Below are 13014 nucleotides of genomic sequence, written 5' to 3'. Positions count from 1 at the left end.
GGCGGTCACAGCGTTGCCGCGCCGCCGGAGATGGTCAGCAAGGCACCGGAGGTATAACTGGCGCTGTCCGAAGCCAGCATCACGTAGGCCGAGGCCAGTTCCGCGGGCTGCCCGGGTCGGCCGAACGGCGTCTGCGAGCCGAATTGTTCGACCTCTTCGGCGGCCATGCCTGCCGGAATGAACGGTGTCCAGATCGGGCCGGGCAGCACGGCGTTGACGCGTATCTGATGCTCGGCCAGCAGGCCCGCCAGCCCCAGCGTCAGGTTGGCGACGGCGCCCTTGGTCGCAGAGTACGGAAGGATGTTCGGGGTCGGTCGCTTGGAATTGACCGATGCGGTGTTGATGATCGCGCCGCCACCGCGCAGGTGTGGTACGCACAACCGCGTCAGATTGAACACGGCATGGACATTGGTATCGAACGTCCGCTTCCAGTCATCCAGGGTGATGTCGTCGAAATGCTCGTAGTAGCGCTGGTAGGCCGCGTTGTTGACCAGGATGTCGAGACCGTCCAGCTCGCTGGCCACGCGGTCGACCAGCGAGCGCGCCTGCGCCGGGTCGCTGATGTCACAGGGCACCAGCACGGCCTTGCGCCCGGCCTGTTCGATCTGCTGCTGCACATGGCGGGCGTCGTCCTGCTCGCCATCAAGAAAGGCGATGGCGACGTCGGCACCCTCGCGCGCGAAAGCGATGGCCACCGCTGCGCCGATGCCGCTGTCACCGCCGGTGATCAGTGCCTTCTTGCCCTGCAGCAGGCCATGGCCGCGGTAGCTGTCCTCGCCGTGGTCCGGCCGGGGCTGCATCTGCGCGGTCTTGCCGGGGAAGGATTGCTGCTGCGCCGGGAACGGCGGACGTGGGTAGTCGGGCAGGGCCATCGTCACTCTCCGAAAGGGAACCTGGCGGCAGTCTCGCTCGGCGCGGGTAAACGGCCGGAGGGCGCGGTGTCGTGGCAGCGTGGACGACTGCGCACGGTGCTTCACAAGGGATGGGCGATCGTGGTCATGATGCTGTTGGCCGGCTGCCGCGAATCCAGCCGCGTGTGCTGCACGATGATCGGCTGGTCGGATTCGATGAGGGTGGCGAAGCCGGTGCCGCGTGGTACCGGCGCCGGATCCTGCAGGTCGTTGAAGCGCAGGTGGCAGGTGCGTCGTGCTGGCACGGTGATCCGGTAGGGACCGACAGGATCGCGGTCCTCGAAGTAGAGGGTCAGCGTGACATGCGCGTCCTCGTTGCCCGCATTGAGGACGCAGCAGGTTTCGTGACTCTGCATCTCCGGCGACGGGCCGTTGCTCCAGGCTGGAATGTAGCCTTCGGCGATAGCCCAGCGTCGATGCCCGATGCAGGAGGTGTTCGTTTCCATGACGCCGTTTTAGCTGGAGGGGTGTTGCCATCGTGTCCAGTCCCCGCACGGAATCCGTGATGACCATCGGCTACCACGCATCGCATGAGCAGTTCCCGCCCGCCACCTTGCTGGGCCTGGCGCTGCGCGCCGAACAGGCGGGATTCGAGGCTTTGATGTGCTCGGACCATTTCCACCCGTGGACGACTGCGCAAGGGCAGTCCGGCCACAGCTGGGTATGGGCCGGCGCGCTGGCGGTGCAGAGCGCATTGACCCTGGGCATGGTGACCTGCCCGATGCTGCGCCAGCACCCGGCATTGGTGGCACAGGCAGCGGCGACGCTGGAACAGTTGGCGCCGGGCCGGATCTGGCTGGCGCTGGGTACCGGCGAGGCCCTGAACGAGCGCATCACCGGCCAGCCGTGGCCAGCCAAGCGCGAGCGGCAGAAGGCATTGCGCGATGCGGCCGAGGTGATGCGGCGGCTGTGGGGCGGCGAGCAGGTCGACCACGACGGTGACTTCCGGGTGCGCCAGGCACGGCTCTACAGTCGCCCGGCGCTTCCCCTGCCGCTGCTGGGGGCGGCCGTCACCGAGGAAACCGCACGCTGGATGGGGGGCTGGGCCGATGGCCTGATCACCATCAGCCAGCCACTGGCGCAGTTGCGGCGTGTGGTGGCGGCGTTCGAGGACGGCGGCGGCAGGGGCAAGCCGATGTACCTGCAGGCCAAGCTCTCCTACGCGCGCGCCGAACAGGCGGCGCTGGAAGGCGCGATGGAGCAGTGGAGCGCCAACGTGCTGCCGCCGGAACTGGCCGAAGGCCTGGACCAGCCCGAACAGTTCGAAGCACAGGCCCGATCGGTCAGCGCCGAGGTGGTGCGCGAGCACGTGCATGTCTCGGCAGACCTGGACCAGCATCGGGCCTGGCTGCAGGAGCTGCAGTCCCTGGGGTTCGATCGCATCTACCTGCACAACGTGAACCGCGAGCAGGAACGCTTCATCGACGACTTCGCCGAACACGTACTGCCTGCGCTGCGCACTCAGGCACCCTCGGCAGCCAGCCACGTATAGCCATGGCCCTGCAGGTAGCAGCGGCGACCCTGCAGCTTGGCGCCGTGGCCCACCAGCGTGTGCAGCGGGCCGTGCAGGGGTACGTCCACCTCAACCGGGTTGTCGCCGAAGTTGATCAGTGCCAGTGCCTGATGGGGTGCCTCACCGAAGCGGAGCATCAGCAGCGCGGGTGAGGGTGGGTCGAGCGTGTGTGGCCCCTGCTGCAGCACGGGATGGGCATTGCGTTGCTGCAGCAGCTCGCGCACCCGCAGCAGCAGTGAGCCCGGCATCGCGCGTTGCGCCTCGACATTCACCGTGCGGTAACCGTAGGGGCCATCCGCCGGTGGCGCGCGCCAGGCATGCCGCGGTTGGTCGGCGAACCCAGCCCCTGGGCCACCGTGCCAGTGCATCGGCATGCGCACGGCATTGCGTTCGGGCAGCTCCAGGCAATCACCGAGGCCGATCTCTTCGCCATAGCGCACCACCGGCACCTGGCCCAGCGACAGCAGCGCCGCCCAGGCCATCGCCTGCCATGCGATGTCGCCGTCCAGCATCGGTGCCAGCCGACGGCGGATACCACGACCATAGATGCGCATGCCACGCTCAGGAGCGAAGCGTTCCATCACCGCTTCGCGCTCATCCGGCTCCAGCTGCTCCAGGTCCAGTTCATCATTGTTGCGCAGCCAGGCAATGCGTGTGTCCGGCGGCGCGTGCGGGCCGTATTCGGCCATGACCCGGGCCACTTCGCTGGCATCGCCGCGTGCCAGTGCCAGGAAGAAATGATTGTTGAGGTGGAAATCGAGCAGGTGCGAAAGCCGCCGCCCCTGGCACAGGAAGTCACCGTAGCGGGACGCGCGGACATCCGCTTCGCCGATCAACGGCAGCCCTGGCTGCTGTGCGTCTGCCGTGGCGCGCATCGCCTCCAGCAGCCACAGCCCGTCGTCGCGCGGGTCCGCGTGGCGCGCGCGCTCGACCATGTACGGGACCGCGTCGACGCGGAAGCCGGCCACGCCACGCTGCAGCCAGAACGTCATTACCTGCAGCAGTTCCTCGCGTACCGGCGCATGGGCCAGGTCGAGGTCTGGCTCGTGCCGGTAGAACATGTGCCGGTTGAACGCGCCGGCCTCGGCATCCCAGGTCCAGACAGAGGCCTCGATCGGCGGGAACATCGGCTGCAGGCCGTCGTCAGGCATGTGGTCGCTCCACAGGTACCAGCGGCGCCAGGCCGGGTCACCCTGCTGCGCGGCGACGAACCACGGGTGCGCGCTGGCGGTGTGCTGCATCACCAGTTCGACGATGATGCCGATGCCATGTGCGTCGGCGGCATCGACCAGGCGCTGGAACGCGGCCTGGTCGCCCAGGCGTGGATCGATACGGTAGTGATCGGTGACATCGTAGCCACCATCGCGGCCGGCGTTGCAGTAGAACGGCAGCAGCCAGACATGGCTGATGCCAAGCCACTGCAGGTAGTCCAGCTTTTCCGCGATGCCATCCAGCGTGCCCCATCCGCGGCCGTCGCTGTCGCGGAACAGGTAGGGGTCGATCTGGTAGATGGCGCGCAGCGGACGCACCGCCATGGGTTTCTCCGGCACTGTTCACGGATGACCAGCCTGCTGTCGCGCGTGGCAGCGGTTCGTGAAACGAATGGCACCACATCATGACGTGGCATCCACGGCCCGTGCATGCCCGGGCGCGCAGAGTGAATGCTCATTCCCGGCACCGAGGAGGCTTCCTGCATGGCCCGACGCAAGACGCTTCGTATTGCCACGTTCAACGTCAACGGCATCGGCACGCGCCTGCCACAGCTGCTGGACTGGCTGCACAGGGAATCGCCGGACGTGGTTGCCCTGCAGGAACTGAAGGCGACCGACGCCGCGTTTCCGGCTGCGTCATTGGAGGAGGCTGGGTACGGTGCGCTCTGGCAAGGTGAGGCGCGCTGGAACGGCGTGGCGTTGCTGGCTCGGGGGACCACGCCGGTCGAGAGCCGCCGCCGATTGCCCGGCGAGCCCAGCGACACGCAGAGCCGCTACCTGGAGGCGGCGGTGCACGGGGTCATCGTGGGTGCCCTCTACCTGCCCAACGGCAACCCGCAGCCCGGGCCCAGGTTCGACTACAAGCTGCGCTGGATGGAACGCCTGATCCGGCACGCGCGCAGCCTGGTCGAGCTGCCGCACCCGGCGCTGCTGCTGGGTGATTTCAACGTGATTCCCACCGAAGCCGACGTCTACGATCCCAAGGCCTGGCGCCGCGATGCGCTGTTCCAGCCCGAGGTTCGCGATGCCTTCGAGCGGCTGCTCGCGCAGGGCTGGACCGATGCGCTGCGGAAGGTGCACGGCGACGCCACGATCTACACCTTCTGGGACTATTTCCGCCAACATGCCGAGCGCGACCGTGGGCTGCGCATCGATCATCTGCTGTTGAATCCCGTACTGGCGGAGCGACTGAAGGACGCTGGCGTCGACCGTTGGGTGCGTCTGCAGGAGAAGGCCAGCGACCACGCGCCGACGTGGGTGACGGTGCGGGCGGCGTGATCAACGCACGGCGGGGCCTTCGCGCCGCTCGCGGCGCACGCGCGCGCGGGTCCGGTAGAGGCGGCTGTCCGCCTTCTGGATGGTGTCGGCCACAGGCTCACCGGCCGTATTGATGGCTGCACCCATCGAGAAAGCGCTCGGCGACAGCGCAGCGTGGTCCTGGTACCAGTGCTCCAGTTCGCTCAACCGGCCATCCGCGGGCGCGACCAGTACCACCATGAATTCGTCGCCGCCCAGCCGCACCACCGTCTCCTCCTTGCCCAGCGGCGAGCGCAGGAAGGTGGCGAACTCGACCAGGACGGCGTCGCCGCGGCGGTGGCCCTGGGTGTCGTTGATGTGCTTGAAGTGGTCCAGATCGAACATCACGCAGGCCCAGCGCTCATCAATCAGTTCATCCAGCCGGTGCAGATAACGCCGGTTGTAGCACTGCGTGAGGGGATCCTTGAAGGACATTTCGCGCAGCTGCTGCTCCTGCATCCTCAGCGCGGTGACGTCCTGTGCATGCCCCAGCACGTAGGGCGGGCTGGCCTCGCTGTCGAGCACGTTGTGGTACGCCCAGTAGTGGCGCGTACCGTCGGCGGCAATCAGCTCGATCACGCCAGCGTCGGTGTGGTTTGCCTGGATCCGAGCGAGGTAGGCCTTGAAGCCCTCGCGTTTTTCCGGTGGCATCAGGTCGCACAGGCTGCGCCCGACCATCTGGCTTTCCTCGAAGCCCAGCGACTGCACCGCCGCGGGATTCACCGAGGTCAATGTCCCGTCCAGCGTGTGGGTGCAGATCAGGCCCAGGCTGTAGTGGAACAGCCGCCGGTAGCGGGTCTCGCTCGCTTCCAGCGCGTCGAGCGCGGCTCGCTCGTCCGTGATGTCCTGGATCGCCCCGACCAGGCGCGGATGGCCGTCGACCTGTTGCCGGCTGCCGACCACCCGGGTCCAGATCGCGCGCCCGTCGGCGGTGGTCATTGGCAGCTGCACCTCCCAGGACGTGCCTTCGTCGATGCAACGCTGCACGGCCGCGCGGATGATGTTGCGGCTGTCTTCGCGGTAGAACGACAGCGCGGTGTCGAGCGTCGGTTCAAAGTTGCTGCGCACGCCGTGCAGCTGTTTGGTCTCGCGGGTCCAGCGCACTTCGTTGGTGACCAGGTCCATCTCCCAGCCGCCCACCCGGGCGGCGCGGTTGGTCCGCTCCAGGAAGTCTTCGCTGCGTTTCAGCTCGCGATGCAGCGCTTTCGCCTGGCCAACCTGCGCCATCAGGGTACTGCGCTGTTCCAGCACCTGGGTGGTGACCCGCGCCAGATGCACCATCAGTTCGCGCTGGGAGGGGGACAGCACGCCGGGCATCGGGTCGAGCAGGCACAGCGTGCCAATGCGTGCACCATGGGCCGAGCCCAGCGGGATGCCGGCGTAATGCCGGATGCGCGGCCCGGCGGTCACCAGGGGATTGGTCGAGAAGCGAGGGTCCTGGCGCGCGTCGGGTATCTCGAACAGCTCGTCGTGGCGGATCGCATGCGTGCAGAAGGAGATCTCGCGGGCCGTTCCGGTGACGCCCTCCAGCCCGATATTGGCCTTGAACCACTGCCGGTCTTCGGCCACCACGGTGATCAGTCCCATGGTCATGCCGGTCGCGGCGCGGGCGGCGGCGACGATGGCATCGAACACCGGCTCAGGGGGCGTATCCAGCAGGTGCAGTCGGTCGATTTCGAGCAGACGTTCGGCTTCGTCCATGGCGCTTTTCAGGGCTGGGTGGCGAGGGCGGTTGCGGCGGCTGGCTGGCGCTACGCTAGTGCGCACGGCGTTATGTATCGCCATGGCGGAGTGATGCCGATGTGAGGTGCCGCGCCCGCTCAGTGTTGCTGGAGCGATGCCTGCAGGGCGGTGGCCAGTGCGGCATCGCCGGATACCAGGTCCTGCCAGCGTAGCGTGATGCCCTTGCGTCGCCCCTTTTCGACCAGCTTGAGGCCTTCGGGGTCCACAGTGAGGGTATGGGGCCGGCCATCGATGTCCAGTTCGCGTCGCAGTGGTTTGTCGAGCGGGGTCATCATCGTTTCCTCGCAGGGGCGGGAGTACGCCGTGGCTGAATCGATACGTGACGATTGTCACGGATGTGCCAGCGCCAAGGGAAATCGACCGCGCGGGTGATGCCGATGCGTGGACCAATTACCGGGTCGGACGGAGGCGGGGTCCCATCGCTTGCGATCACGATGCCATGGCTGCCAGTAACCAGGTCGGCGCCGTCGAAACTGCGGTCCAGCCCGAATGCCTGCGAGAGCTTGCCGGGGCCGCTGGCCAGATCGTGATCCCGGCGCGCGGCGGGGCGCAGCTCGTGCATGCGCTCAAGGCCCGCCAGCGGCTCGACGGCCCGCAGCAGCACCGCCACGCCTTCACCGACCTCTCCGCAGGCCACGTTGCTGCCCCAGTGCATGCCGTAGGTGAAGTAGACATACAGGTGGCCGGCCTCACCGAACATGCTGGCCGTGCGCGGCGTCTGCCCGCGATAGGAGTGCGCCGCCGGATCGACGCTGCCCGCGTACGCTTCGACTTCAACGATGCGACCCGTTCGGCCATCGTCACGGACCAGAAGTTTGTTGAGCAGCTCGGGCGCAACCTCGACGGGCGGGCGCCGGTAGAAGCTGCGCGGGAGGATCTGAAGAGAGGCGGGCAAGCAATCCGGCACGGTAGAGGCAGGCTCGGGCAGATGTTGGTGGCACTGTGGCATTGGACTGGTGAAACGGGCGCAGACGCAGCGTCATTCCGGCGCGGACGGTGCCGCCAGCGTGGCGCGCCGGGCGGCGTAGACCTCGGGCGTCTGCGGCTTGATGAACAGTGCCACCAGCTCCGGATACTCGCGCTTTACCGCCGTTTCGATGCGGGTGATGCAGGCTTCAATCTGTGGGGTCTGCCGATCGTCCTCGAACTCGGCGCTGAGCATGGCCACGACCTGTTCCGGTCCCATCTGCATGGTGGTCACGCCGTTCGCGCGACGCAGGTCCGGATCGGTTTCGGCCACCGCCATGATCCGCTCGGCCACCGCAGGGTGGGCAGGCTCTCCAACCAGCAGGCCCTTGGTTTCACGGGCCAGGAGGAAGGCGGTTGCGGCCAGCACGCCGGCGATGCACAGCGACGCCACGCCATCAAGCACCGGCATATCCAGCACCTGCGCGGCCACCAGGCCGACCAACGCGAAGCCCAGCCCGAGCAACGCAGCGCTGTCTTCCAGCAGTACGGTGAAGGTGGAAGGATCCTTGCTGCGGCGGAAGGCTTCGAAGTAGCCAAGTTTGCCTTTGGTACGCCGGAACTCGCGCAGCGCCACCCACCAGGAGGCCCCCTCGAACAGGATGGAAATGCCCAGCACGCTGTAGCTCAACGCGTGGTTGGTAGCCGGCTCCGGCCGGCGGATGTGCTGGATGCCCTCGTACGCCGAGACGCCGGCGCCAGCGGCGAACACCAGCAGGGCGACGATGAAGCTCCAGAAGTACAGCTCGCGGCCATAGCCGAATGGATGTATCGGGTCTGGCGCCTTGCCGGCACGGCGCAGCCCGTACAGCAGCAGGAGTTCATTCAATGTGTCGACCAGCGAATGCACGCCCTCGCTGAGCATGGCCGAGCTGCCGGAGATGCCGGCAGCGATGAACTTTGCGATGGCAATGGCCAGGTTGCCCGCGAGGGCGGCATAGATGACCAGACGGGAACCGGTGGGAGCGGACATTTCGGCGGCGGGGCGGGGCGGACGCCTGATCTTCCCGATCAGCGCGTGCCCATTGCGTGCACGGCGCGATCAGTGCCCCTTGGGATTGAGGTACAAACGCGCCCCATCCGATTCACGGTAGCCCGTCCAGCGCCCACCGCCTGACGCGCGGAAGCGCCCGAACACGGTGTTGCTGGTGTCGGTGAGCAGCAGCTGGTTGCCCGACAGTACCCAACGGTTGGCCGAGAAGAAGCCATCCGGGCAGCCGGCGGGCACGTAGGCACTGTAGCCGCCGAACCACTCGATGTTCTTCAGCTCGATGGAGCAGGTGTTGCCGTTCTCCTGGCCCAGCGTCCAGCTGCCGAACAGATCGCTGTCGCGCACATCGCGGCCGCCACGGTGGCGGTCGCGGCCCCAGTCGTCGTCGTCGTCGTGGAAACCGAAGCCCACGTCGATCTCTTTGCTTTCGCTGCGTGACCCGGACTGCGAGCTGCCGCTGGTGGTGGTCTGGGTGGTCACCGCGCCACTGCTCTGGGTCCGGGTGCTGCTGGATTGCGTGGTCTGGTTGGTGTGGGTGGTCTGTTCGCCGAAGCCGAACGAGGCGTCCTGGGCCAGGGCGGGCAGGGCCAGGCAGCACAACGCGGACAGGCAGGTACGGGCGAGCACGGCAGCCATTGCAGCATCCTCGGAAGGGCGGACCGCGCGAGTATCGAACCGGTGGGGCGGGAGGCGGTGTGAGGGTGTGCGCTGGGGCAGCCCAGCGAAGGGTAGTGCCGGCCGCTGGCCGGCTCCCTCTTGGCGCCCAGAAACCGAAGGAATGCCGGCCAGCGGCCGGCACTACCCGCAGCCAGGCGGAGCCTGGCGCTACGGGTCGGGCTTTACCCGCACCACCCGTTTCCGGTACTCATACACATTGTCACCGCGGATACGCTTTTCCTCGGTGCCGGTAACCCGGCCTACCTGCTGGTCCGAGCCGGTGACCGGCTTGGCCTCGATGGCGGTCTCGTGCTCGAAGGAGTGCGATTTGTCGGTGTTGCGGTAATAGCGGTACAGCGCCCAGTACAGCGCGGTTGCGCCGGCCGGACCTGCCGCCAACAGCCAGAGGCCACTGTCGTCGCTCATGTCGATGCCACCAGGAAGGCAATTGCGAGGGCTTCAATGACGGTGCCGGTGGCCAGTGCCGCCAGCAGCATCTTCCATTGCTGCACGGGCACGCTGCCCATGGTTTCGCCGGTACGGCCGTTCACCGCGATGTAGTGCAGCATGCCGCCGTTCTTGCCGGGCTGGTGGTAGGAGTACAACCACACCGGCAGGTACATCGACACCCAGCGGGTGCCATGCACCTCCAGCTGCTCCTGTTCCCAGCGCACGCCACGGTTGTAGCGCTTCACCGAACCTTCCACCTGTGCGCGGGCGATCGACAGCAGCTGGTCTTCCAGCCGCGGCCGCAGCTTTTCCACATCCAGGTTGCGCTTTTCGGAGGTGAAGCCGGCCAGGTACGAGGCGTTCCATTTCACCGCGTTCTTGGTATCGAACGGCAGGATGGTGTTGATGATGTTGTTCGTATTGGCGCGGGTATCGAGATTCCCGCGCTCGGCCGAGGATTCCAGTGGCAGGTCATCGACCGTGAAGTCGACCTGGCGCTCGACCTGGTAGACATCGGCGTCGTACAGGGTGCGCTTGTTCTTCTCGCTGCCCACGGTGTACTGCCGGGTCTGGATCTCACCCTTGCCGGCCACGGCCGCGCTGACATTGCTGTCGACGATCATGTAGGGCAGGAACACGCCCACCACGTTTTCCGGGGTGAACTGGTCCTTGAATGCCTTCAGCGCGAACATGCGGCGCTTGTCGACGAACTGGCGGATGCGCGCGACCGCATCGTCCTTCCTGATATGGAAGGGCAGCACTGCATCGGGCACCGCGCCATTGGCGATCTGCTCGTTGACGCCGAACACATGGCGGCACCAGTGGCAGCGCGCCGTCATCGTACTCTCGGTATTGACCGTGACTTCAGCGCCGCACCCGGTGCATTTGAACGTCATCAGTGCCGAGGTGTCGGCGTCGATGTCACGTGCGCCAGAGGCAATGACCGTACCGCGCAGCTGGTCGATGGCCTCGCCCAGGCCGAACTCTTCCTCGACGCGTGCGCCATGCCATTCGTGACGGCAGTACAGGCAGACCAGGATGTCGGTGCCGGCCTTGGGCCGGATGTCGGTGGCACCGCACTTCGGGCAGCGGTTGAGGCCGTCCTTCAGCTCGCTGGCCGACGTATCGATGGCCACCGGGTCGGGCGCTTCCACTTCATCACGGATGGCCTGTGGCAGTTTCGAGGTGTCCAGCGGGAAGCTGCCGGGCAGGGGAGGGACGTCCTGCGGCGAACCGGGCCCATCCAACGACGCCGCCGGCAAGGGCGGCGGCGTCGCGGGCGCGGATCCGGGCAGCGGCGGCGGGCCGTTTCGGGGATCGGACATGTTCGTTGTGCGTCCTGCTGTTACAGGCCCAGTGCCTTGGCCTTCAGGGCGTCATAGTCGCCCTGGGTGATCAGGCCCAGATCCAGCATTTCCTTGGCCTTCTTCAGCTTGGCCACCGGGTCGTCGGCAGCCGGGGCGACCGGCTGCTGCATGCCGCCGACACCGAACATGCCCGAGGCCATGCCGACACCGACCAGGCCAGCCGCTCCGCCGTTCTCGCCGGCCGACTGGATGCCCTGGGCGACGCTGGCCTGCAGGTTGGAATTGCCGCGCGAACCCGACAGGGCATCGGCGCGCTGCACGGTCTTCAGCAGTTCGCGGGTGTTGGCGTCGTACTCGATCGAGACGATGGCGGTCTTGACGATGGCCAGGCCGCGGTCGGACTTCCACTGGTAGCCCTGCTCGACGGCGGCAGACAGGCTCTGTGCAAAGCCCAGCGAATCCTGCTGCAGCTTGGTGATGCGGTTGCCCTTGCCCGGGTCGTTCGTGTACAGGCTGAAGGCCGGGGCCAGCGAACCGACCACTTCATTGAACAGCTGGCTGGCGGCGGCGTTGTCCAGGTCGGTGAAGTCGAACACCTGGCCCGGCTGCAGGTAGCTGGCCGGCACGAAGTTCTTCACGAACAGGATCGGGTCGACGATCTTCAGCGTGTAGGAGCCGCGCGTGACCGCACCCACCTGGGTGTTGAGGAAGCCGTCGTCCCAGTAGATTTCCGACTGGGTACCGAAGCGGTTGTCCGGCAGCTCCTTCAGCGACACGAAATACGCCGCCTGCTGCGAACCCGGCTGGCCGCCGAACTTGAAGCGCTCCCAGCTCTGCTTGATGAACGTGCTGACCAGGCCGTCGCCGGCGAAGATCGACTGCGAGTTCAGATCGTCCGAACGCCACTCGTAGCCACCCGGTTCGGCGACGAACGCGGTGATCGCGCCGTCCTGGAACAGCAGCAGGCCGTAGCCCTCCGGCACGATGATCTTCGAGCCGTTGGTGATGATGTTGGACGAGCCGCTGGTATTGGAGCCGCGGCCGGCATTGGTGCCGCGCGGTACCGCCGCGAACAGGGCCGCCGTCGAGGGCAGGCCCGTGGGCACGGTGTAGAAGTCCTTCCACTGGTCGGCCAGCACACCACCCACCGCACCCTTCACCGCCTGTACCAGACCCATGTCCAACTCCCTGTGATTCGAGGGCAGGCACCATGCCTGCCGAGCTGGACTGACTATAGAGGAGCGGGATGGGCCGCCGCCACCGCCGCGCGCGCCTGCCATTCATCATGGCGCGACGGCGACGGCAGGCTTTCAGGCCATGCCGCGCGCGATCAGGGCATAGCCGATCATCAGTGCCAGGCACAGTGGCAGGGTGACGAAGGAGGCGATCATCCAGCGCAGCGCCTTGCGCGAAGCCTCGGTGGCCGCGCCGATCTGGCCGCTGGCGACCAGTGACGTGCTGCGGTTGGCGTAGACGGTGGCGACGATGCCGAACGGCCAGAAGCCGGCGATGATGCTCAGGATGGCCCACATCAGGTAGTTCCTGGGGGGCACGGGTGGCGGGGTGCGGTCCATGCGGTCGATCTCCTTGATCGTGCTGCGGTCGGGAGCGCGAGTATGCGGACAGGCCAGTTGCAGCGGAAGGCATGCCACGCGTGCGTGGTGCGCAATCTTCTGCTGGTCGATGGGTCATTGATCGGGGGCGGCGCCGCGGCAGGCAGGCGCGGTGGCCTGCGGGCCTGGGCGAGCAGGCGGTGCAGCCGTCACGGCGGCGCAATACGTGCCCGCCCCTGGTTCGCTCAGACGCGTTGATCATCAGCGTGGATGGAATCCCGGCGCCTTGCCTTCACCTGCTTTGCGGTGCTCGGCGCACGGAAACGCGGGCGACAAATATCCGGCGCGGATATTCACGTCATTATCATGCTTATTTTCTGGAAACTCGTTTCCCATAATCCAGGGACGCGATGGCC

General features: G+C 66.8%; 14 protein-coding genes. 2 read left to right on the top strand and 12 right to left on the bottom strand.

Features of this window, described 5'->3' with window-relative positions; all coding sequences use genetic code 11:
- Positions 1-5: 5 nt before the first annotated feature.
- Positions 6-872, bottom strand: coding sequence for a glucose 1-dehydrogenase (locus tag ACT6SE_RS10940; RefSeq protein ID WP_012480369.1), 867 nt, complete (start codon positions 870-872; stop codon positions 6-8).
- 101 nt (positions 873-973) lie between these two features.
- Positions 974-1357 carry a sensory rhodopsin transducer gene (locus ACT6SE_RS10935; RefSeq protein WP_014647273.1) on the bottom strand — a complete coding sequence of 128 codons (384 nt, stop codon included), beginning with the start codon at positions 1355-1357 and terminating at the stop codon, positions 974-976.
- Positions 1358-1416: 59 nt separating this feature from the next.
- Here ACT6SE_RS10935 and ACT6SE_RS10930 point away from each other — a divergent pair, with 59 nt between their 5' ends.
- On the top strand, positions 1417-2403 hold the full coding sequence (locus ACT6SE_RS10930) for a TIGR03885 family FMN-dependent LLM class oxidoreductase (RefSeq protein ID WP_046430825.1): 987 nt from the start codon (positions 1417-1419) through the stop codon (positions 2401-2403).
- Here ACT6SE_RS10930 and ACT6SE_RS10925 read toward each other — a convergent pair.
- Positions 2373-3959 carry an alpha-amylase family glycosyl hydrolase gene (locus ACT6SE_RS10925; protein WP_046430823.1) on the bottom strand — a complete coding sequence of 529 codons (1587 nt, stop codon included), beginning with the start codon at positions 3957-3959 and terminating at the stop codon, positions 2373-2375. The two genes, ACT6SE_RS10930 and ACT6SE_RS10925, sit on opposite strands and share 31 nt — an antisense overlap.
- Before the next feature lie 159 nt (positions 3960-4118).
- Between ACT6SE_RS10925 and xth the strand changes: the two genes are divergently transcribed.
- On the top strand, positions 4119-4913 hold the full coding sequence (gene xth, locus ACT6SE_RS10920) for an exodeoxyribonuclease III (protein WP_014647270.1): 795 nt from the start codon (positions 4119-4121) through the stop codon (positions 4911-4913).
- On the opposite strand, the gene ACT6SE_RS10915 is transcribed toward xth, so the two are convergent.
- The 9 genes from ACT6SE_RS10915 to ACT6SE_RS10875 all read right to left on the bottom strand — a co-directional run bounded on the left by ACT6SE_RS10915 (position 4914) and on the right by ACT6SE_RS10875 (position 12619).
- Positions 4914-6632, bottom strand: coding sequence for a sensor domain-containing diguanylate cyclase (locus ACT6SE_RS10915; protein WP_046430822.1), 1719 nt, complete (start codon positions 6630-6632; stop codon positions 4914-4916).
- Between the two features lie 119 nt (positions 6633-6751).
- Positions 6752-6946 (bottom strand): hypothetical protein, encoded by a 195-nt coding sequence (locus ACT6SE_RS10910; protein WP_014647268.1) that lies wholly within the window; start codon positions 6944-6946, stop codon positions 6752-6754.
- The gene (locus ACT6SE_RS10905) at positions 6946-7581 is read right to left on the bottom strand and encodes a DNA-3-methyladenine glycosylase (RefSeq protein WP_046430899.1); all 636 of its coding nucleotides are present in this window, start codon (positions 7579-7581) and stop codon (positions 6946-6948) included. The genes ACT6SE_RS10910 and ACT6SE_RS10905 overlap by 1 nt, the downstream gene beginning before the upstream one ends.
- A 72-nt stretch (positions 7582-7653) precedes the next feature.
- Positions 7654-8613: a cation diffusion facilitator family transporter gene (locus tag ACT6SE_RS10900; RefSeq protein ID WP_046430819.1), complete on the bottom strand. Its 960-nt coding sequence runs from the start codon at positions 8611-8613 to the stop codon at positions 7654-7656.
- A gap of 69 nt (positions 8614-8682) precedes the next feature.
- Entirely contained in the window at positions 8683-9267 is a 585-nt protein-coding gene (locus ACT6SE_RS10895; RefSeq protein ID WP_046430818.1) for an AprI/Inh family metalloprotease inhibitor, read from the bottom strand.
- Between the two features lie 189 nt (positions 9268-9456).
- On the bottom strand, positions 9457-9714 hold the full coding sequence (locus tag ACT6SE_RS10890) for a hypothetical protein (RefSeq protein WP_014647264.1): 258 nt from the start codon (positions 9712-9714) through the stop codon (positions 9457-9459).
- Positions 9711-11063 carry a membrane protein gene (locus ACT6SE_RS10885; protein WP_032956535.1) on the bottom strand — a complete coding sequence of 451 codons (1353 nt, stop codon included), beginning with the start codon at positions 11061-11063 and terminating at the stop codon, positions 9711-9713. The genes ACT6SE_RS10890 and ACT6SE_RS10885 overlap by 4 nt, the downstream gene beginning before the upstream one ends.
- Before the next feature lie 20 nt (positions 11064-11083).
- Positions 11084-12223, bottom strand: coding sequence for an SPFH domain-containing protein (locus ACT6SE_RS10880; RefSeq protein WP_014647262.1), 1140 nt, complete (start codon positions 12221-12223; stop codon positions 11084-11086).
- Between the two features lie 132 nt (positions 12224-12355).
- Entirely contained in the window at positions 12356-12619 is a 264-nt protein-coding gene (locus ACT6SE_RS10875) for a CD225/dispanin family protein (RefSeq protein ID WP_032956532.1), read from the bottom strand.
- Between the last annotated feature and the right edge of the window lie 395 nt (positions 12620-13014).

Source organism: Stenotrophomonas sp. LC732 (assembly GCF_052446685.1).
GTDB classification, from domain to species: domain Bacteria; phylum Pseudomonadota; class Gammaproteobacteria; order Xanthomonadales; family Xanthomonadaceae; genus Stenotrophomonas; species Stenotrophomonas muris.
Note: the sequence above shows the minus strand (reverse complement) of the source record. Positions and strands in the feature narration are given on the sequence as shown.

Bases quoted from the DNA above. Each gene is read 5' to 3' on its own strand.
- ACT6SE_RS10925 (WP_046430823.1), bottom strand. From the start codon at position 3,959: ATGGCGGTGCGTCCGCTGCGCGCCATCTACCAGATCGACCCCTACCTG.
- ACT6SE_RS10900 (WP_046430819.1), bottom strand. From the start codon at position 8,613: ATGTCCGCTCCCACCGGTTCCCGTCTGGTCATCTATGCCGCCCTCGCG.
- xth (WP_014647270.1), top strand. From the start codon at position 4,119: ATGGCCCGACGCAAGACGCTTCGTATTGCCACGTTCAACGTCAACGGC.
- ACT6SE_RS10885 (WP_032956535.1), bottom strand. From the start codon at position 11,063: ATGTCCGATCCCCGAAACGGCCCGCCGCCGCTGCCCGGATCCGCGCCC.
- ACT6SE_RS10930 (WP_046430825.1), top strand. From the start codon at position 1,417: ATGACCATCGGCTACCACGCATCGCATGAGCAGTTCCCGCCCGCCACC.
- ACT6SE_RS10910 (WP_014647268.1), bottom strand. From the start codon at position 6,946: ATGACCCCGCTCGACAAACCACTGCGACGCGAACTGGACATCGATGGC.
- ACT6SE_RS10880 (WP_014647262.1), bottom strand. From the start codon at position 12,223: ATGGGTCTGGTACAGGCGGTGAAGGGTGCGGTGGGTGGTGTGCTGGCC.
- ACT6SE_RS10875 (WP_032956532.1), bottom strand. From the start codon at position 12,619: ATGGACCGCACCCCGCCACCCGTGCCCCCCAGGAACTACCTGATGTGG.
- ACT6SE_RS10940 (WP_012480369.1), bottom strand. From the start codon at position 872: ATGGCCCTGCCCGACTACCCACGTCCGCCGTTCCCGGCGCAGCAGCAA.
- ACT6SE_RS10935 (WP_014647273.1), bottom strand. From the start codon at position 1,357: ATGGAAACGAACACCTCCTGCATCGGGCATCGACGCTGGGCTATCGCC.
- ACT6SE_RS10895 (WP_046430818.1), bottom strand. From the start codon at position 9,267: ATGGCTGCCGTGCTCGCCCGTACCTGCCTGTCCGCGTTGTGCTGCCTG.
- ACT6SE_RS10890 (WP_014647264.1), bottom strand. From the start codon at position 9,714: ATGAGCGACGACAGTGGCCTCTGGCTGTTGGCGGCAGGTCCGGCCGGC.
- ACT6SE_RS10915 (WP_046430822.1), bottom strand. From the start codon at position 6,632: ATGGACGAAGCCGAACGTCTGCTCGAAATCGACCGACTGCACCTGCTG.